19 protein-coding genes are annotated in these 19084 nt (G+C 47.2%); 8 read left to right on the top strand and 11 right to left on the bottom strand.

Going from position 1 to position 19084, the window contains the following annotated elements:
• Positions 1 to 26 precede the first annotated feature (26 nt).
• Together AC0WRU_RS08595 and AC0WRU_RS08590 are read left to right on the top strand one after the other, a co-directional pair.
• A complete protein-coding gene (locus tag AC0WRU_RS08595; RefSeq protein ID WP_476127978.1) occupies positions 27 to 1205 on the top strand; it encodes a putative glycoside hydrolase in 1179 nt (392 codons plus the stop codon).
• A 197-nt stretch (positions 1206 to 1402) separates the two neighbouring features.
• Positions 1403 to 2773: an MATE family efflux transporter gene (locus tag AC0WRU_RS08590; protein WP_476127977.1), complete on the top strand. Its 1371-nt coding sequence runs from the start codon at positions 1403 to 1405 to the stop codon at positions 2771 to 2773.
• A 12-nt stretch (positions 2774 to 2785) separates the two neighbouring features.
• On the opposite strand, the gene AC0WRU_RS08585 is transcribed toward AC0WRU_RS08590, so the two are convergent.
• From AC0WRU_RS08585 to AC0WRU_RS08570, 4 genes are all read right to left on the bottom strand, one after another.
• A complete protein-coding gene (locus AC0WRU_RS08585; protein WP_014280850.1) occupies positions 2786 to 2989 on the bottom strand; it encodes a DUF3906 family protein in 204 nt (67 codons plus the stop codon).
• A 130-nt stretch (positions 2990 to 3119) separates the two neighbouring features.
• Positions 3120 to 4091, bottom strand: coding sequence for a 6-phosphofructokinase (pfkA, locus tag AC0WRU_RS08580; RefSeq protein ID WP_025686453.1), 972 nt, complete (start codon positions 4089 to 4091; stop codon positions 3120 to 3122).
• Between the two features lie 23 nt (positions 4092 to 4114).
• Complete coding sequence (locus AC0WRU_RS08575) at positions 4115 to 5194, bottom strand: tetraprenyl-beta-curcumene synthase family protein (RefSeq protein ID WP_476127975.1); 1080 nt, start codon at positions 5192 to 5194, stop codon at positions 4115 to 4117.
• 591 nt (positions 5195 to 5785) lie between these two features.
• Positions 5786 to 5983 carry a cold shock domain-containing protein gene (locus AC0WRU_RS08570; protein WP_044646337.1) on the bottom strand — a complete coding sequence of 66 codons (198 nt, stop codon included), beginning with the start codon at positions 5981 to 5983 and terminating at the stop codon, positions 5786 to 5788.
• Positions 5984 to 6156: 173 nt separating this feature from the next.
• On the opposite strand from AC0WRU_RS08570, the gene AC0WRU_RS08565 reads away from it, so the two are divergent.
• From AC0WRU_RS08565 to AC0WRU_RS08540, 6 genes are all read left to right on the top strand, one after another.
• Positions 6157 to 6390, top strand: coding sequence for a hypothetical protein (locus AC0WRU_RS08565; RefSeq protein ID WP_044646374.1), 234 nt, complete (start codon positions 6157 to 6159; stop codon positions 6388 to 6390).
• Positions 6391 to 6397: 7 nt separating this feature from the next.
• Entirely contained in the window at positions 6398 to 6586 is a 189-nt protein-coding gene (locus AC0WRU_RS08560; RefSeq protein WP_025686450.1) for a hypothetical protein, read from the top strand.
• A gap of 199 nt (positions 6587 to 6785) precedes the next feature.
• Entirely contained in the window at positions 6786 to 8582 is a 1797-nt protein-coding gene (pepF, locus tag AC0WRU_RS08555) for an oligoendopeptidase F (RefSeq protein ID WP_476128600.1), read from the top strand.
• 56 nt (positions 8583 to 8638) lie between these two features.
• Positions 8639 to 9061 carry a LapA family protein gene (locus AC0WRU_RS08550; protein ID WP_192511286.1) on the top strand — a complete coding sequence of 141 codons (423 nt, stop codon included), beginning with the start codon at positions 8639 to 8641 and terminating at the stop codon, positions 9059 to 9061.
• A gap of 14 nt (positions 9062 to 9075) precedes the next feature.
• Positions 9076 to 10074 (top strand): M42 family metallopeptidase, encoded by a 999-nt coding sequence (locus tag AC0WRU_RS08545; protein ID WP_476127974.1) that lies wholly within the window; start codon positions 9076 to 9078, stop codon positions 10072 to 10074.
• A gap of 73 nt (positions 10075 to 10147) precedes the next feature.
• Entirely contained in the window at positions 10148 to 11047 is a 900-nt protein-coding gene (locus AC0WRU_RS08540) for a LysR substrate-binding domain-containing protein (protein ID WP_476127973.1), read from the top strand.
• A 20-nt stretch (positions 11048 to 11067) separates the two neighbouring features.
• On the opposite strand, the gene AC0WRU_RS08535 is transcribed toward AC0WRU_RS08540, so the two are convergent.
• From AC0WRU_RS08535 to AC0WRU_RS08505, 7 genes are all read right to left on the bottom strand, one after another.
• Positions 11068 to 12057 (bottom strand): aldo/keto reductase family protein, encoded by a 990-nt coding sequence (locus AC0WRU_RS08535; protein WP_476127972.1) that lies wholly within the window; start codon positions 12055 to 12057, stop codon positions 11068 to 11070.
• Between the two features lie 276 nt (positions 12058 to 12333).
• On the bottom strand, positions 12334 to 14280 hold the full coding sequence (locus AC0WRU_RS08530; protein ID WP_476127971.1) for an ABC-F family ATP-binding cassette domain-containing protein: 1947 nt from the start codon (positions 14278 to 14280) through the stop codon (positions 12334 to 12336).
• 120 nt (positions 14281 to 14400) lie between these two features.
• Positions 14401 to 14985, bottom strand: coding sequence for a TetR/AcrR family transcriptional regulator (locus AC0WRU_RS08525; protein ID WP_476127970.1), 585 nt, complete (start codon positions 14983 to 14985; stop codon positions 14401 to 14403).
• Between the two features lie 17 nt (positions 14986 to 15002).
• The gene (locus tag AC0WRU_RS08520) at positions 15003 to 15809 is read right to left on the bottom strand and encodes a DUF92 domain-containing protein (protein ID WP_476127969.1); all 807 of its coding nucleotides are present in this window, start codon (positions 15807 to 15809) and stop codon (positions 15003 to 15005) included.
• A gap of 213 nt (positions 15810 to 16022) precedes the next feature.
• Positions 16023 to 16646, bottom strand: coding sequence for a fumarylacetoacetate hydrolase family protein (locus AC0WRU_RS08515; protein ID WP_134910330.1), 624 nt, complete (start codon positions 16644 to 16646; stop codon positions 16023 to 16025).
• Positions 16647 to 16681: 35 nt separating this feature from the next.
• Positions 16682 to 17455: a glycerophosphodiester phosphodiesterase gene (locus tag AC0WRU_RS08510; RefSeq protein WP_476127968.1), complete on the bottom strand. Its 774-nt coding sequence runs from the start codon at positions 17453 to 17455 to the stop codon at positions 16682 to 16684.
• Positions 17456 to 17529: 74 nt separating this feature from the next.
• Positions 17530 to 19017, bottom strand: coding sequence for a CapA family protein (locus AC0WRU_RS08505; protein WP_476127967.1), 1488 nt, complete (start codon positions 19015 to 19017; stop codon positions 17530 to 17532).
• Positions 19018 to 19084: the final 67 nt, after the last annotated feature.

Raw genomic sequence — 19084 nt, 5'->3', positions numbered from 1 at the left:
ACTTACATAAGGGAGAGAGTTAGGAAATGAATATGATTTGGGCAATTATGCTATTAGCAATGGGAATAGGCGGAAACGGGGAGCATTCAGCCAACGCCCCAAATGTAAAAGATACGGTGGCGACGACAATCAGCAGTGCGATGATTCAGGCTCAGCACAGTAATATGAAGGTGGATGCCTCCAATCCTCCGGTTAAAATTGACCCACAGCCGACGACTCCTGCTATCAAGGGCATCTATGTTACGGCTTATAGCGCAGGCGGTTCGCGTATGACCCAGCTGCTTGAACTGCTCGACAAAACAGAGCTCAATTCCATGGTTATTGATATTAAGGATGATGCAGGTTACATCACCTATCCAACGACCAATCCCGAGCTGCTGAAATTGGGCAAGCCGCAAAAATTCATTCGGGATATTTCCGGTTTGATGGACCGATTGAAAAAGCACAACGTGTACCCGATTGCCCGTATTGTAGTATTTAAAGATACGGTATTAGCCAACAAAAATCCCGAAATGTCCTTCCGCAATCCAGACGGCTCTGTCTGGAAAAACGGCAAGGGCGACGGGTTCGTCAATCCCTATAATAAAGAGGTTTGGGATTATAATATTGCTATCGCCAAGGAGGCGGCAAAGCTGGGCTTCAAGGAAATTCAGTTTGATTATGTACGTTTCCCTGAAGGCTTTGAAAAAAGAGCTGACAAGCTGAAATATACCAAATCCGATCAATCACGTGTGGATGCGGTCGCTGAGTTCGTGCAATATGCCCGTAAAGAGCTTGCTCCACTGGGTGTACGGGTATCGGTAGATATTTTCGGGTATGCCGCATCCGTTCCCGCTGCGGAAGGAATCGGACAGGATTTCGCCAAAATTTCAGAAAACGTGGATGTCATTTCTCCTATGGTTTATCCAAGTCACTATACAACAGGCTGGTTCGGTGTAAAGGACCCTGACAAAAATCCGTACCAGACCATTAAAGGTTCGATGGCAGATACGCACAAAAAGCTTGACCCGACAGGCAAACTGAAACCAATCATTCGTCCATGGATTCAGGATTTTACCGCAAGCTGGCTGGGAAGCGGTCATTATGCCAAATATGGTAAAACCCAGGTCGAGGATCAAATTCGAGCGCTCAAGGATATGAAGGTTGACGAATATTTACTCTGGAATGCTACAAACCGCTATACTAGCGGAGTAACGTACAAATAATCCATGTATCCCGGTCTTATCATTATTTCTACACAATACACCAAATCATTTAAAGGTTTCCAAGGCTGCCCCATTCGTTTGATCATGGGTGCAGTCTTTTTTGTTGCTGTTCAAATACTGCTACATCCCTTACAATAAATACTTGACACGTTATGATATATACGATTGATAACTTCCAAGTGAGTGAGGACATAAACATGCATTTGACGCTAACTAACAGCCAAAAATGGAAGCAGCTTTTTAACATTTTGCTCCCTATTCTGGTAACACAGCTTGCACTATCCGCGATGACTTTTTTTGATACTAATATGTCGGGACACTTTTCTTCTGCCGATTTGGCTGGTGTAGCCATCGGAGTGAGTCTGTGGGTCCCTGTACAAACAGGCCTCAACGGAATACTTATGGCCATCACCCCTATTGTATCCCAATTGGTTGGAGCACAGCGCAAGGACAAGGTTTCTTACTACGTCATTCAGGCGCTATGGCTCTCGCTCACTCTATCGATGATTGTTCTGATTGCAGGTATTTTTCTCGTTAAGCCCATTCTGCACGGGATGAATCTGGAGTTGAGGGTTCATAATGTGGCCTTGTACTACCTTTGTGCGATGGCCTTCGGCATTGCCCCGCTCTTTGCTTATACGGTTCTACGGAGCTTTATGGATGCACTGGGACAAACCCGGTTTACGATGACCATCACGCTGATGTCGTTGCCCATCAATGTCTTGTTGAACTACTTACTCATTTATGGAAACTGGGGTTTTCCTCGTCTGGGGGGTGTAGGCTCTGGAGTGGCAACTGCCGCTACGTACTGGATTGTTATGCTTGTTGCTGGCATCACCGCACATCGGGGAAAGATATTTGCCGAATACGGGATTTTCAACAAGATATACAGCATTGCTACCAGTGCCTGGAAAGACCTTATCAAAATCGGGGTACCCATCGGCTTTGCGATCTTTTTCGAAACTGCTGTCTTCGCAGCCGTTACCCTCTTCATGAGCAATTATAATACGGCAACAATTGCAGCTCATCAGGCCGCTATGAACTTTGCGACAACACTGTATATGATTCCGCTCAGTATTTGTATGGCACTCACGATTCTGGTCGGGTATGAGGTGGGGGCAGGACGGCCGCGGGATGCAAAAATATACAGCGTAATGGGAATCAGCAGTGCGGTTGGTCTGTCATTGATCACGGCTGTTGTGCTTGTGATCTGGGGCGAACAGGTCGCCAGGCTGTACTCCACCGATCCACAGGTTATTCAGTTAACGCAACATTTCCTGCTCTATGCGATTTTCTTCCAAATATCCGACGCTATCGCTACACCTACTCAAGGAGCACTGCGTGGATATAAGGATGTCAATTCGGCCTTTCTGATTACGTTTCTGGCCTATTGGGTTATTGGACTTCCTGTAGGATATATTATCGCACGTTGCACATCATTTGGTCCCTACGGCTACTGGATCGGCTTGATTACAGGTTTGGCCGCGGGAGCAGTGTCCCTTCTCTTCCGCCTGCTAGTTGTACAACGACGTTTTGCCGAAAAAAAACAACACGCAGAGGCTGTTTAGCCTTTGCGTGTATCAGCGTGTTTCCATGACATATGCAGTACCCGAAGTTATTCTTTTTTTCTCCACAATAGCTACTTCGTTCAGCTTTGGAGGATACAGAAAATGTCTCTCCACATGCTGGTCCACCGCCTGAAATGCCTGCTCCTCATTTTCCGCAACGAGAATAACGGTTAAGGCTCCTTCCGAGCTGTCCACTTCGATTTTGAACAAATACATATTTATTCCCTCCAGACCTGCTTTAAATGTTAACTTTAAATGTTAAAAAATAAGCGGATGACTCGGGTCATCCGCATGAGTTTAAGAATTCCTAGATGTGAATCCATCTGGTACATACAATAGCTAATTATTATTGGGACAAGCGCAAGGCCAGCTCGTAAAGCTCCATATTGAAATCTTTTTTCGTATTTACGACCTTGTCAATATCAGTGGCTACCAGCTTGCCATCAATCGTTCCGCAAGCCTTGTCCGATATACCCTCAATCAATTGACGAACAGCAAAGTCACCCAAACGGCTTGCCAGATTACGGTCAAATGCGGTTGGTGTGCCTCCACGTTGAATGTGTCCAAGCACCGTTACACGCGGCTCATAATCCGGACAGTTTTCCTGGATTACCTGTGACACGGCTTCACTTTTTCCTGCGCCTTCAGCAACGATAATAATACTGTGGCGTTTGCCGTGCTTAAAGTTTTGCTTCATCCGATCAGATACTTCATTCAGGTCAAACTCTACTTCGGGCACCAAAATCGTTTCTGCGCCGGAGGCCAGACCTGCATGCAAAGCAATATCGCCGCAATGACGTCCCATAACTTCTACGATAGAAGAACGTTCGTGGGATGACATCGTATCACGCAGCTTGTTGATGGCGTCCACTACGATACTAACCGCCGTATCAAAACCAATCGTGTAGTCGGTGAAGGAAATGTCATTGTCAATTGTACCTGGAAGGCACATTGTTTTAATTCCTTGTTTGGTCAGTTTGTTAGCTCCTTGATAGGAACCATCGCCACCGATCACGACTAGGCCATCAATTCCATGGTTACGCAAAATTTCAGCGCCTCGCTTCTGTCCTTCCTCGGTCATAAATTCCAGACACCGGGCAGATTGAAGTACAGTACCCCCACGTTGGATAATATCTCCGACGCTTCTCAGATCCATCGGAAAAATATCATCATTCAGCAGGCCCTGATATCCGCGCTGAACCCCGAATACTTCAAGTCCAAAATACAAGCCGCTGCGCACAACGGCGCGAACTGCGGCGTTCATCCCCTGTGAATCTCCACCACTCGTTAATACTGCGATTTTCTTAACTGCTGTCATGATTTATGACCTCCTCAAAATGTTCATAAGAGCCTTCTTATCCATCGACTGTTTAAAAAGAAAAACAAACGCATCAGCGGACTGTTTTTCATTAAACGTTTCGAAACCGAGCGCACATCCTGCTGCTCGCTAACTTTGGGGTCGGATAAATATAACGCCAGCAATCCCTCGATAATCATCCGGTGAAAGGAGCTGGCAGGGACATCTGCAATATCAACCCGCGCCCGATTCACAACAAAGGCGATCCGGTCCAGCATCATGTCGGTATCTTCATAATAATTGCAGAAGTTAAGATCTCCGCCCTTCCGGTCTTCGTCTTGATCGATTAGATAATCCAGCAAAATATGAAGACTGCACACATGTGGAAAATACGATACATGTATTGAGGCAGCCCCCGCATCCGTGAGATGCTGGTCGCTAGCAGCAAGAAACAGCATAAACACCCCCAGGGTTGAACCGGTAGCCGCAGCAAATTCGTTCCAGCGCAGCTCCGGTGTACGGTCCTTATGAACCGACCACCAATCCAATAGCGCTTGTTCGCGCAATTCGGGTTTAATATGCTTGTAAACTTGCAAATCCGTGTATAATCCCGCCAGATCCTGAACGTAAGGCATTGCCGCCTCATAGCCCGGAAGCCTGCTTACACAAGACTGACAGGTTGTCACCAGCCCGGTCAAATAACCGCCATCCTCCTGCTCACGACGCAAAGCGTAATAATTCACTGGCTTAGCTGCGGGGTTGACCGCATCCAGCATAGACTGATGCAACAGCCTGAAATCATCCGGGTCCATGGACGTGCTGCGATCACACAGGTTGTCCAGATAATCGCTAATCGTCTGGTACGCCACAATAAGCGGAATTAACGTCTGCCGGGCAGACATATTCCCTGCGGCATACACCGCCCCGCCTACACAGTGAAACGTCTTCTCTGCTATGCTTGCAAGTGCCTGACTTCTCAGCTCGGGATCCGGAATCTGTTCAGCCTTGTGTTTCCAATTTGCCAATTCCTGCTTCGTTTCAGGGAGAATGTGCTTATACATTCGGCTCATTAGACCTATGGGGCCTCTCGGAACTTGATAACGTCCTTGCTCAACATAACTCAAATGACGGTGCCTCCACATTGTTGTCTACGTAATTATACCTATCCAAACCATATTCATTATAATATGATCGTCCTTTTAGCACAAATGAACAACCTCACTTTTTCTTTAATATTTAAGAAAAACGATTCATTTTCACAAAAAATCTTTATACATGTCATCATTAAATACACAAAAATTGAAATTAAACAAAATTTACCCTGATAATCTTATTAATTTCAAAATAGGTTAAAAGCCCTGCCAACCTCTTAGCCGCTCCGGGTTTCACGCCTTGAAAGCCATCCCCCATGCTCACCTGCTTCCATTTTCCAAAAGCATAATAGAAAATGACCGCCTCCGCATTCCAATCCATAGCGTATATGTGACTGCCATATCCACAGATTCAACAGGTGTATTCAGCACACGAAGAATCCAGGGAGATCCAAAAAAATCCGATAACACCCACATCCTGCTCAGCCTTCTCATATCATAAACTTTTTTACGCAAAAAAGCGCAATCCCTTAAATTTCAAGGAACTGCGCTCTCAATTCATCGTTTAACCGTAATATATAAGACATCCGTATGAACGGAACATTTCTTACAATTCAGTTACACTTACAGTTTATTTACGTTAGCTGCTTGGGGTCCACGGTTACCTTCAGTGATTTCGAATTCAACCGCTTGACCTTCTTCCAAAGTCTTAAAGCCGTCGCCTTGGATTGCGGAGAAATGTACGAATACGTCCTCGCCACCATCCATTTGGATGAAGCCATAACCTTTTTCTGCGTTAAACCATTTTACTGTACCTTTCAAGTGAACAACCTCCTAAAAATACCGCCATCTATGGCGAATATCCATATTATACTTCATGCTTTTTCGCTATGCAATTGATGTTTTGAGGGCTTTTACAGGCTGGAATGATTTGCTTTTGCGGCGGAAACTGAGGTATCATGAACCAAAACATCTTTAAAATCGGAGACATGCATATGATGAAAAAACACGAAATATACAAAAAAGACAATTGGAACATGATGACTGTCGAGGTGCAGGGCCGTTACATCGTTCTACGGGAAATATCCGATGACTGGGGCGAAGAAGCCCACACGTTTTTGAGCCGTCCAGCGCTGATGCATTGGGCTCAAAATCGGTTTCCCAAGCAGTCCTTTCAAGATAACGAGGAAGAGTGGCAGCAGATCATGAACGCTTTCAAACAGGTATAGCGCATTCATGGTATCCAATAGCTTTCTCATCTTCATTATTCTGGCCTTTACGCTGGGCGGAGTGCTGATCATGAAACGTGATACGTTACCAGCTCCTCTCAAAAAGTGGATGGCCCTCACTGCCGTAATCATGGTTTGCTTTGCCTTTTATCTTATTGTATACAGCTTATTAAATATAGGTTCCGACCCAAGGTAAAGAAAATTATACTTTTGGGCGCAGGAGGTCATACTATGGCATAACAAGCCATGGTATAAGGAGGATATGCCGTTACATGCATGCCACAAAACCTCTTGCTCTGCTGCTCACGGTCAGCGTGGCGGTTTCTTCGTTTTGGCAGCCGCCCCGTACCGCCGCAGCCCCACCCCACATTTCGTTCGATCAGAGGAGGCTCTCCATGAGTGAAATCGTAAAACGCGCAGACGCATCTGTGGAAAATACCTGGAAGCTTGAAGACCTGTTTCCAGACCGCAAAGCATGGGATCAAGAGTACGAAGAAGTTAAACAACTAGCCAAAAAGGCTGCACAATTCCAGGGCAAGCTGAATTCAGCCGAAGTGATTGTCAATTGCTTTAAGCTGGAAGATGAACTATCGCTCAAAACCGAGCGTGTATACGTGTACGCCCATCTACATCATGACGAGGATACGGCTGAACCTACATATCAGGGCCTTTCGCAAAAAGCCAAAAAATTAGGCGTTGAGGTCAGTGAATCCCTGTCTTTCGTGACACCTGAAATTTTGGCGCTACCCGACAATCAGCTCGATGCATTGATTGAAGATCCGAAGCTGGCAGATTATCGCTTTACACTTCAGGAAATGAAACGGGAGAAAGCGCACATTTTGGGTAAATCGGAAGAAGCCCTGCTGGCTCAGGTGGGTAATCTGGCTCAAGCACCGCAAACTATCTTCGGTATGCTGAACAATGCGGATCTGAAATTTCCAAAGATCAAGGACGAGAACGGCAAAGAGGTTGAACTGACGCATGGCAGCTATATTCAATTCCTCGAAAGTCCGCACCGGGAAGTACGTGAGCGTGCTTTTAAAGCGGTGTACGACACTTATGCCAAGAATAAAAACACGATTGCTTCCACATTAAGTGCCAATGTGAACAAAAATGTTTTTTATTCCCGTGTTCGCAAATACCCTTCCGTATTGGAAATGTCATTATACGGTGACAATATTCCGAAGGAAGTGTACTCCAATCTAATTGATACCATTCACGAGAGCTTGCCTTTGCTGCACCGTTATATCAAGCTGCGCAAAAAGCTGCTGGGCGTGGATGAGCTTCATATGTATGACCTGTTCGCTCCGCTTGTGGACGAATACAAGCTTGACATTTCGTATGAAGATGCTAAAAAGCAAACGAAGGAAGGTCTAAAGCCGCTGGGCAAGGACTATCTGGCTTCGTTGCAAAAAGGCTACGATGATCGCTGGATTGATGTGTACGAAAATGAAAATAAACGTACAGGCGCATATAGCTGGGGTGCTTACGGCACTCATCCTTATGTGCTGCTGAACCATAAAGATAACCTGAACAGCATGTTTACACTCGCTCATGAGATGGGACACGCGTTGCATTCGTATTACTCGGATAATGCGTTGAAATATCGAGATGCCCAGTACACTATTTTCCTGGCTGAAGTAGCATCTACAACCAATGAAGCGTTGCTGATGGATTACTTGCTGAAAAAGTCTACCGATCCAAAAGAGAAAATGTACCTTCTCACCTACTATGCGGACCAATTCCGTACAACGGTATTCCGTCAAACGATGTTTGCAGAATTTGAGAAAATCGTACATGAGCGCGCAGAACAGGGGGAATCCCTTACACCGCAGCTTTTGTCGGAGATTTACTATGATCTTAACGTGAAATATCACGGCCCTGGCATGAAAGTAGACAAAGACATTGAAATGGAATGGGCCCGTATCCCCCATTTTTATAACAGCTTTTATGTCTACAAATATGCTACCGGCTTCTCTGCGGCAACCAGCTTCTCGAAACAGATTCTGGAAGAAGGCCAACCAGCCGTTGACCGTTATTTAGGATTCCTGAAGAGCGGCGGTAGCGATTATTCAATTAATATTTTGAAGAAGGCCGGCGTGGATATGTCCTCTCCGCAACCGATCCGCGAAGCGATGAGCGTATTCGAGGAAGTTATTACGGAAATGGAAAAGCTGACCGCCGGAAAGTAAAACCATACACGATTAGAATCCAGCATTAAAACAATGCACGGATAAATCCCTTGTCCATGACGGGCAAGGGATTTTATAATGTAGCGGAAGGAGGTGGCATTTTGAAAACACAATGGTCTCTGATCGCAGCTCTTGTTATCGCTTTGTTAACGGCAGTATTTGCTGTCATTAACGTGAAATCGGTCCAAGTAAATCTACTATTTCGTACGGTCAATGTTCCTTTGATTTTGCTTATTCTCGGCTGCACTCTTCTTGGAGGGCTTATCGTCGGTTCCTTCGGTATTTTCCGTCAATATAAGCTTCAGAGAGAACTCAAACGTCTGAACACCCAGCTTCATACACTGCAAGAAGAACATACACCCGCTGTGGAAGCATATGCGGATACGGCCTATAACACGTCTGGTTCGTCCAGTGCGGTGTCTACATCTGACAAGGATACAGAGCAAACGTCCTCTGACCTTGACCGGTTGTCCAAATGAGGAGGAGCAACAACATGACGATTCATCTGAACGAAAATTATATCATGACCTTTCTGAATCAACTATTGAACACCCCCAGTCCCAGCGGCTACACACATCATGTGATGGAACTGATCCGTAAGGAAGCCGCAAGCCTTGGGGTCCCCTTAGAATGGAACGCCAAGGGCGGGGCCATCTTGACCCTAGAGGGCCAGCAAACAGACCGTACCGTTGCGCTGAGCGCGCATGTGGATACATTGGGCGCGATGATACGCTCAATAACCAGTCACGGTACCTTGCGGCTGACATCTGTCGGCGGTTTTATGATGAACAGTATCGAGAACGAATACTGCCTGATTCATACCAGAAGCGGACAAACATATACAGGCACGATTCTGTCGAGCCATCCGTCTGTGCATGTCTATGATGATGCACGTAGCTTTGAACGCAAGGAGAGCCATATGGAGGTACGGATTGACGAGCTTGTCGAATCTAAAGAAGACGTGCTTCAGCTCGGCATTGCGGTAGGCGATTTTATTTCGTTCGACGCCCGTCCGGTCGTGACACCCAGCGGCTTTATCAAGTCACGGCATCTGGATGATAAAGCCAGCGTGGCTGCACTGTTTGGTTTACTGGAATCCGCTGTACGCGAAGACTGGAAGCCCCGTCATACCGTTAAGCTGCTCATTTCCAACTATGAGGAAGTCGGTCACGGGGCTGCTTACATACCCGAAGGAATCAGTGAGATGATTGCTGTTGATATGGGCTGCATAGGCGAGGATCTGAGTTGCAAGCCTTATGATTATGACATGACGACTCGCCTGATTGAGCTGGTCAAGGAGTTGAATATCCCGTATGCGGTTGATATTTATCCGCACTATGGTTCGGACGCTTCGGCTGCGCTGAAAGCAGGCAACAATATCCGCGCTGCGCTGATTGGCCCTGGGGTACACGCCTCCCATGCGATGGAGCGTACGCACAAGCAGGCTGTAGTGAACACTGCCCGTCTGCTTGCGGCTTATGTGACGGTTTAATCCGAATGATGACGACCGGCCTGTTCCACTGGAGAATAGGTCGGCGAAGGCTTAGCGAAAGGAAATCACAGCTATGGATCTGAAAAAACTACGTTACTTTATCGCAGTGGCAGAAGAACTACATTTTAATCGTGCTGCAAAAAAACTGAATATCACCCAGCCTCCCTTGAGCCAACAAATCCAAAGCCTTGAGGAAGAGCTTGGCGTGAAACTTTTGGAACGAACCAAAAGGCAAGTTCGACTTACGTCAGCAGGAGCGATCTTTTTAGAAGAATCCAGAAACATGGTTTCTCAATTGGAAAAATCCATTAAAATGACACAGCTTGCAAGTCAGGGGAAATTCGGACATTTATCCATCGCTTTTGTAGATTCAGCATCTGGCGGTCTGATGGTTAACGCCTTAAAGAAATTCCGGGAGCGTTGTCCAGACGTGAAGCTTACGTTGTTTGAAATGACATCTGCCCAACAACTGAAAGCTATACACGAAGGCAAAGTTCATGTGGGCTTCCTGCGCTGGGCAGATCCATCTATACATATCACCTCTCAGCTCTACACCAACGAGTCGCTCATCGCCGTACTTCCCGCAACACATCCGCTAGCCCACCATCCAACCTTGTCTTTACGTTCTTTAGCGGAAGAATCTTTTATCCTGTCTCCGCCTCATATGGGAGCGTCTTTTCATGACCTCATATTAGACTTTTGCCGACAACACGGATTCCAGCCCCAAATCGTACAGGAAGCCGTTCAAATGTATACAATCGTTAATTTGGTAGCTGCTGGTATAGGCATCTCCATTGTTCCCTCTTCCGTTTCTGTTTTCCAACGTAGTGATGTCGTATTTCGTTCTTTTCACGAAGATTCTCCGTCCGTCCCACTTTACGCAGCATGGAAAACAGATGCGAATGACGCTGTTCTAACTCGTTTTCTGGAGGTGGTTGAAGAAACAGCTTGTAGTGAGCAATTAGACATGTAAACTACCATCAGCGCGTAATCTTAACCCGTTTTACTCGGATCACGTTCAACAACACCGTTTAAAATACTGTCAATTGGTCTCATAACCTCCCCATCCAGACGGACACCCGCAGCTTTTACGTTCTCCTTCACCTGCTCTGGCTTGGAAGCACCGATAATAGCTGAGGACACTTGCAGATTTTGTAAAACCCATGCTACTGCAAGCTGTGGTAGCGTCAAACCATTTTCCTGTGCAATCGGCCGGATCTGCTCCACTGCCTGAAGGACCTCTTTACGTAACCATTGCCCGGCCAAGCGTTCGAAAAATGGTGAACCTGCTGTCGTAGAAGCACGTGAACCCTCGGGGAGCGGCTTGTCTACTGCATATTTGCCTGAAAGAATACCCTGTGCCAGAGGTGACCAAACGACCTGTCCAATTCCTTCCTGCTCACAAGCGGGAATCACTTCAGCTTCAATGACACGCCATAGCATGGAATATTGGGGTTGACTTGCCACGAAGGGAACCTTTAGTTCTCTTGCTAAATCCGCTCCTTGCTTTATCTGGTCTGCTGTCCACTCGCTTACCCCTACATACAAAACCTTCCCCTGACGAACCAAGTCGGATAATGCCAAAAATGTCTCTTCAAGCGATACGGTTGGATCAAAACGATGTGCATAATAAACATCAATATAATCCGTCTGCAAGCGTCTAAGGGAAGCATGGCAGGCCTCCATAATATGCTTGCGGGATAGCCCTTTATCATTCTGTCCGGTACCTGTTGGATGAAAAACCTTTGTGCATAGTTCAATACTTTCACGGCGTATTCCCTTTAAAGAATGACCTAAAACCGTTTCCGCCATCGTTTCTGAATAAACATCAGCAGTATCAAACGTTGTGATCCCTGAATCCAGTGCAGCATGGACACATGCCTTCGCTGTGGTGTCATCCACTTGTGCACCATGGGTTATCCAGTTTCCCAATGCTATCTCGCTTACCCCCAAACCGCTTTTTCCAAGTTTACGATATTCCATTTTGAATTCCTCCCTTCCATATAAATCTGATTATAGCAAGCAAGTTTTAATATTAGAAATATATAATAAACTACTTATTAATACGAAAAACATATTAATAAATTCATACATTTGCATATTGTTAGGTAGCTTCGAGTTTTCAAGTCAGGACATTAGTTATTTCCACGACCGATATACTGGAATAAATACAAACAAGCAAGCCTCCATCTTTAACGGAGACTTGCTTGTTTAAGTAACGGCGGAAAAACGATTCACGCATCATACTTTTTTCGTATTTTAAGATTTACTTTGTTCGATCTGCTCGGCCAGCTCGTTCAGATAGGTCCAGCGCTCCATTTGATGCTCCAAATGCTGTTCGGCCTTCGTTTGCTCAGCCATAAGCTCCTGTAGTCGTGCGGAATCATTGAAAGACTCTTCCATCTGTCGCTGGATGCTAGCCAACTTCTCCTCAGCCTGCTCGATCAATTCGTCAATTTGCTCATATTCCCGCTGTTCCTTAAAGGTGAATTTAAGCTTGGTTTTGGTGGTCTCCTTGACTGAATCCGAAGCATCCGCAGACTTAGACGTGGAAGACTGATTAGAAGAAGTACCCGCCGAGACAGACGAATTCGCAGCGGATGGAGCATTTTTACTGATCCATTCTGCATACTCGCTATAATCGCCCACATGCACACGTACCTGTCCTTCTCCTTCGAATGCCAGTACCTTGTCTATCGTGCGGTCCAGGAAGTACCGGTCATGAGAAACGATAAAAACAACACCCGGAAATTCATCCAGATAGTCCTCCAGCACGGAAAGAGTCTGAATATCCAGATCATTCGTCGGTTCATCCAGTAACAATACATTCGGTGCGGACATCAGCACACGCAGCAGGTATAAGCGCCGTTTCTCGCCCCCTGACAACCGGGAAATGACCGTCCATTGCGCGCTTGGCGCAAACAGAAAACGCTCCAGCATTTGCGCGGCTGTAATAGCCGAACCATCTGCTGTCCGGATCACTTCGGCTTCTTCCTTAATATATTCGATGACACGCAGCGATTCGTTCATTTCCTGATGCTCCTGGGTAAAATAACCGAGCTTCACGGTCGGTCCCACGATCACACTGCCTGAGTCCGGTTCTACGCGCTGTGCAATCATTTGGAGCAGAGTCGATTTTCCGCTACCATTGGGACCCACAATCCCGACCCGGTCACCGGGCACAGCGATATAGCTCAAATCCTGAATCAGCTTACGGGAACCTACCGATTTGGACAGGTGATCCAGCTCCAGTATTTTCTTACCGAGACGCGTGGAGGCAACCGACATGTCTACAGACCCGGAACGAGCTTCCGGCTGCTGATCCTTAAGCTGTTCAAATCGTTCAATACGCGCTTTTTGCTTGGTCGAACGGGCCTTTGCCCCCCGGCGAATCCATGCTAGTTCATTGCGCAACAGGTTTTGCCGCTTTTGCTCCGAAGATGATTCCCGTTCCTCGCGTTCTGCCTTTAGCTCCAGAAAACGGGTATAGTTGGCCTCATAGCGGAAAAGTCGACCATGATCCAGCTCTAGCATGACAGTTGCCACTCTATCCAGAAAATAGCGATCATGCGTAATCATCAGCAACGCGCCGCGTCTTTTCTGCAAATACTGCTCCAGCCATTCAACCGACTCATTATCAATATGGTTGGTAGGCTCATCCAGAATGAGTAGCTCACAGGGCTGGATCAAAGCTGCTGCCAAAGCAACACGTTTACGCTGTCCACCAGAGAGCACTCCCATACGTGCCTCAAACTGCGTGATACCCAGCCGGGTCAGTATGTTTTTGGCCTCACTCTCCAACTGCCATGCCTGGAGCGTATCCATTTGCTGGCTTGCCCGCAACAGGCGGTTTTGAAGCTCCTCGCTGCCCGGATTCAGCTCCAGCATCTCCATCGTTTCCGTATATTCGCGCACCGCCTTCATTTCCGGCTGGTTGCCGTGGAAAATATGTTGGAGTACCTTCACCTCGGGGTCAAACTCCGGATTTTGCGCCAAATATTGAATGCGTACACCGTTGTTGACCGCAATATTGCCATCATCCGGTGGCTCTAAGCCGGAAATCACGCGTAAAAACGTTGATTTACCAGTGCCATTCACACCAACGACCCCTATTTTTTCACGTTCATCCATGCCAAAGGAAGCATCCTCAAACAACATTTTTTCGCCATAGCTTTTCGTTATATGTTCAATGGTCATAATATTCATACGGATTCCCTACTCTTCCCCTATTTTGTGATGCATCTTGTTTATTTTAACACAGTCACACCAAATGATTAAAAAAACCGTGATCTGAACGAGGTCAGTACGGTTTCTAGCTTTACAATATCACGGTCTGCGTATCCCGCTCCCGGCTTCACAGCCGTACATAAACAAGTTAGTCGCAAATTCAGCCGTCTGATCCACATCGTATTCACGGAAATCTTTATCCAGTAAAATGTCCATTTTGAGGCGCTCCATCATGCCAATGAAAGCCTTCGCATGAAGCTCAGGCTGCTGCACACCCTCCAAAGCCAGTTTGTTTTTGACCATATCGGTATAATCCTGAATAAATCCGCGTATAAACTCCATTAAATCAGGGTCATTGTTCGGGGTCATAAAAAACAACTTGGTATGCTGCTTACGCTTGTAGTAGTAATGTAAGTGCAGTTTTGCCATTCGCAGCAGTCCCTCTCCCAAAGCGCGGTTAGCCAGTGCGCCCTGCATTTCGGCCAGGTATTGCTCGCAATCTCTGCGCGTAACCGCTGTAAAAAGCTGTTCTTTGCTTTTGAAGTACAAATATACCGTGCCTTTGGCAACACCCGCCTGTTCTGCAATCTCGGAAATCTTGCTTTCATAAAAGCCTTTGGTGCCGAAGATTGTATAAGCGGCGTCCAAAATAGCTTCATATTTATCTCCATGTATACCGCCCATCTTCGCACCTCCCTGTATTAAAGGATAAACAGAATTCCTGCCAGAGCGACCAGCCCCCCGAAAATGGAGCTAATGCTGTTCACTCGATCATTGCTCATCCAGCGCCATCCCCGCACATCAACCGTCGGTTGTCCACAATGCGAGTCCACCTCTACTTCCCGATCACAAACCGTGCAGAACCGCATCATTTGCACCGTAGCACCCAGATAGGAATCGGCAAAAGCCCCCGCGCTGCCAGATATTCCTCCGATCAGTGCCCACAGCCATAGTGGCAGGCCCGGCATTCCTGCGGCGTATCCAAAGACCCATGCCCCTGTTCCAATCAGCACGCCCCCAGCCAAAGCCGCAGCCGTCCCCAGAGAAGATACACCTCCCGAGGTTCCGGGTGCCAGCACCTTGCCATTCAGTATCGAGCGAGGCGGCTTGCGGCTCAGGCTGCCAAATTCCGTTGCCCACGTATCCGACGTGACCGTAGCCATAACGCCAACAAAAGTCAACTGCCAGGCAACATGAGGCCAGATCGCATATCCCAGGCACAGCAGCATACCTAATCCCCCGTTGGCCCATACCTGTCCTGCATCCCGGTTTCCGGTTTTGGCATACGATTTTTCAAGTTCTGCCTTGCGCTCCTTTTTGAACCTCGACAGCAAGGTTGATGTGATGAAGAACAGGAGCAAGGTCCCAAACCAAAACAGGTTACCTGCACCATAATACACGGTTCCCATCAGCACAGCTGCCGCAAAGCCCGATAAGGTTAAGGATTTTTTATAAAAAGCAGCCCCCGCCACTATAGCAGCGCCAAGCAATCCGATGATCCAATCCATGATTTACCCCCACTTTGAAATGAATCTCTCGTTTTTCATTTTTCAGTTCGTATATTATTGTACAACGCTCTACACTTATATAAAAGCCGCGTCCCATGCTATGGCACAGGACACGGCCCTTACATTCTTGCGTACGAGAATCACTCCATACTGCCCAACTACCAAAAGAACTCCCTTTTTAATCATCTTCATTGGTACTATCCACGCATCAGCTTAACCGATTGTGCAGCTTCCTTGACGGTCAGTTCCCCAAAATAGCTCGAAACGATCTCCACTCGTGGTTGGCCCTACACCTGCCGGAGTGCCTGTGAAAATAATATCGCCCTCATCCAGTCCATAATGACTCCCTATGTAATCAATGATATGCTGGATGGAAAAAATCATATCCTTGATATGGCCGCGCTGTACTTCCTGTCCATTTTTGAGCAATGAAAAATCCTGCTGCTCCAGCGTGTCCAGTTTCTCTAAAGGCAAGAACGGTGTAACGGGAGCAGAAAATTTGAACCCTTTAGCCGCCGTCCATGGATGACCCTTTTTCTTAAGAACGCTTTGTACATCACGCAGGGTAAAATCAATTCCGAAGGCAAAAGCATTCAGAATCGCTTCCGCAGACATACCCGGTTCGTAATTACGACCCACAGCCACAACCAGCTCAGTCTCGTAATGAATGTCTCCTTGATCTTTAGGAAGCTCCAGTGTTGCTCCATCCAGCGGTACTACCGCATGAGAAGGCTTTAAAAAAATCATCGGTTCTGTAGGAACCTCATTTCCCAGTTCCTCGGCGTGCAGCTTATAATTGCGCCCGACACAGTAAACATTACGAATTTCCACGTTCATTACGACCCGTCACCCTTCCCGCGTATGTAGTCCCATTATTTAATAAATAGATTACGTATATAGTGCCACATCCGGTGCTTGGAATGCAAAAAAACCTGCTCCCAGCGATCCGGCCAATTGGTACAAATCATCAATTCAGGATGTAACGAGGCCAATCTCCGCATCATGCTACGGTCATCCACCGTCCATGCCATGACAGTGATACCGCGTCCGGTCAAGTCTTTCATCAGCTTTCGATCCAAACGCGGGTAGCCCATGGATAGAAAAGAACATTGCAGCCCTTCCAACTGCTTTGCCAGATCGTCCGGACGAGCATCGATAATTAGCCCGGTACGGATACCTGGCGCCAGTTCTTTGGCCCGACGTAAGGCCGAACGCTCAAAAGAGGTCAATACCACCTCATTCTCCATATCTCGCGCCACAATTTCACGGAGTACGGCCTTCTCCAGCCCTGGATACATATCTCCTGCGGTTTTTAGCTCAATATTGAGCGATACGCGGCCACGACACAGATCCAGCACTTGTGCGAGAGCAGGAATGCTTTCACCTTGATATTCCGTGCTTTTCCAGCCACCTGCATCCAGACATTCCAGTTCTTTCCAGTCCGTATCCTTCACCCGACCTGTGCCGTTAGTCGTGCGCTCCAACGTGAAATCATGAATGACCACCGGAACGCCGTCCTTCGACAGTTGTACATCCAGCTCAATCCAGCGCACAAACGGCTGATCTATTGCAAGCTTAAAAGCCGCCAACGTGTTCTCGGGAGCAATTCCTGAAAACCCTCGGTGAGCCACGCACAAATTGTCCATTCCGGTAATGACCTCCATCCACAAGTGGTAGCCTCAATACAGACCAGCCTCGTGTAAAAGATTTCCTTCGACAACTATTGGGCGGTTACTGTACCGTCTGCGCCTACAGAAACATTAGCCGGTGACATCGCCGCTACTCCTTGCAAAATTTTGCTGGCCTCCGCATCCTTCATTGGAACTGGTTGCCCCAGCTCCGCCCGGTAAGGAGTCAGCTTCATGCTGCAAACCCCAGCCCGGGTGCAGGTTGCCTGAAATATCGCTGTATCCCAGGTGGCTGGTACTGTAGATTTAGAAAAAATAAAATTCCCTGTGCTGTATGCAATCCATTTGCCTTTATACTGCTCCATGCCCTGTAGTACGTGCGGGTGACCTCCGATTACAAGATCTGCCCCTGCATCAATAAAAGCGTGCGATAGCTCGGTTTGATGAGGCTCCAGTGCAGTAGCGCGCTCCTTGCCCCAATGCGCAATGACAATGACCAAATCAGCCTGCTTGCGCGCTTCGCGAATCGACTTCACAATCGCGGTCGAATCGTAGGCTCCTGCAACACCGGGCTGTTTGGCGCCTGCATTCCAGTTGGCCTCGGGCATAACCCGTGTAGCGCCCAGCAATGCAATTTTAATACCTTTACGCTCAAAATAGTGCGGAGCATACGCTTCTTTTGCATTACGCCCGGCTCCGGTATACGCTATATCGTTTTCCTTCAAATATTTCAGCGTATCCAGTAAACCGTCTGTGCCCTGATCCAAAATATGATTGTTGGCCAAATTTACAGCATCTATCCCTGCCGCAGCCAACGCAGTCAACGCCTTGGGAGAAGACTTATACACATACGTTTTATTCAGCGCACCCACGCCTGCGGTTGTAACCGGCGTTTCCAGATTGGCTATCGTCAGATCGTCCTTGCGAAACAGATTTCCGAGATATTGATATGGAAAATCAAATCCGTTCTTTTCCAACCGCTGCTCAACCTTACCGGAAAACTGCACATCCCCTACAAAATGAAGCGTGACTGTCGGTGAAGCTGTTCCATCCGATGCGGCCTTCCTCCCCTGCTCCGATTCGTTGGGGTCAGTAGATTTCCCACTGTCCGATGCATCCTTATTTGAAGAGCTGTCCGGTGATTGCCCGTCTTTCTCCGAAGATGATCCTGATTCTGACGATTTGCCTTCGGCAGCATTTGTGTCAGATGAGGTCGTGGGGCGGCTGTCTGTAACTGTAGCAGTATCAGAAGGTTGCTCTGTCTTATCTTCAGCAGCGTGCTCATCTCCATTGGAGCTGTCGTCCGGTTGTTCATTTGAAACGGCTGTAACGTTCTCTCTTACCGGGCTAGAAGACTGTCCTCCACCCGCTGAATCCGTTTTGCTCTTGTTCTCCTGTTGTAATAGTCCGGCGTTTTCCGCAAGAGAGCTACTCTTCCCATGTTCAAATATGTAATAATATCCGAAAAGACCTACGATCATAAGCAGCAGGACCAGATTCGTGATGATCCAAGCCTTGCCTATTTTTCGCTTCCTTGCTTTCTTTCGACCTTCATTTTTCTGTGATCTGGGAGGGTACATTCTTCACTCCTTCTATGCTGTTGCATATGCATTACATTCTTGAATGATCCGGCGATTTTAACACCTT

This window comes from Paenibacillus sp. 1-8 (assembly GCF_056316205.1).
The sequence above is the reverse complement of the archived record's forward strand: the minus strand, read 5'-3'. Positions and strand labels throughout refer to the sequence as shown.

Coding starts and splice junctions, on each gene's coding strand:
- AC0WRU_RS08595 (WP_476127978.1), top strand. CDS start 27: ATGAATATGATTTGGGCAATTATGCTATTAGCAATGGGAATAGGCGGA.
- AC0WRU_RS08590 (WP_476127977.1), top strand. CDS start 1,403: ATGCATTTGACGCTAACTAACAGCCAAAAATGGAAGCAGCTTTTTAAC.
- AC0WRU_RS08585 (WP_014280850.1), bottom strand. CDS start 2,989: ATGTATTTGTTCAAAATCGAAGTGGACAGCTCGGAAGGAGCCTTAACC.
- pfkA (WP_025686453.1), bottom strand. CDS start 4,091: ATGACAGCAGTTAAGAAAATCGCAGTATTAACGAGTGGTGGAGATTCA.
- AC0WRU_RS08565 (WP_044646374.1), top strand. CDS start 6,157: ATGATGAAAAAACACGAAATATACAAAAAAGACAATTGGAACATGATG.
- AC0WRU_RS08560 (WP_025686450.1), top strand. CDS start 6,398: ATGGTATCCAATAGCTTTCTCATCTTCATTATTCTGGCCTTTACGCTG.
- pepF (WP_476128600.1), top strand. CDS start 6,786: ATGAGTGAAATCGTAAAACGCGCAGACGCATCTGTGGAAAATACCTGG.
- AC0WRU_RS08550 (WP_192511286.1), top strand. CDS start 8,639: ATGACGGGCAAGGGATTTTATAATGTAGCGGAAGGAGGTGGCATTTTG.
- AC0WRU_RS08545 (WP_476127974.1), top strand. CDS start 9,076: ATGACGATTCATCTGAACGAAAATTATATCATGACCTTTCTGAATCAA.
- AC0WRU_RS08540 (WP_476127973.1), top strand. CDS start 10,148: ATGGATCTGAAAAAACTACGTTACTTTATCGCAGTGGCAGAAGAACTA.
- AC0WRU_RS08535 (WP_476127972.1), bottom strand. CDS start 12,057: ATGGAATATCGTAAACTTGGAAAAAGCGGTTTGGGGGTAAGCGAGATA.
- AC0WRU_RS08530 (WP_476127971.1), bottom strand. CDS start 14,280: ATGAATATTATGACCATTGAACATATAACGAAAAGCTATGGCGAAAAA.
- AC0WRU_RS08525 (WP_476127970.1), bottom strand. CDS start 14,985: ATGGGCGGTATACATGGAGATAAATATGAAGCTATTTTGGACGCCGCT.
- AC0WRU_RS08520 (WP_476127969.1), bottom strand. CDS start 15,809: ATGGATTGGATCATCGGATTGCTTGGCGCTGCTATAGTGGCGGGGGCT.
- AC0WRU_RS08515 (WP_134910330.1), bottom strand. CDS start 16,646: ATGAACGTGGAAATTCGTAATGTTTACTGTGTCGGGCGCAATTATAAG.
- AC0WRU_RS08510 (WP_476127968.1), bottom strand. CDS start 17,455: ATGGACAATTTGTGCGTGGCTCACCGAGGGTTTTCAGGAATTGCTCCC.
- AC0WRU_RS08505 (WP_476127967.1), bottom strand. CDS start 19,017: ATGTACCCTCCCAGATCACAGAAAAATGAAGGTCGAAAGAAAGCAAGG.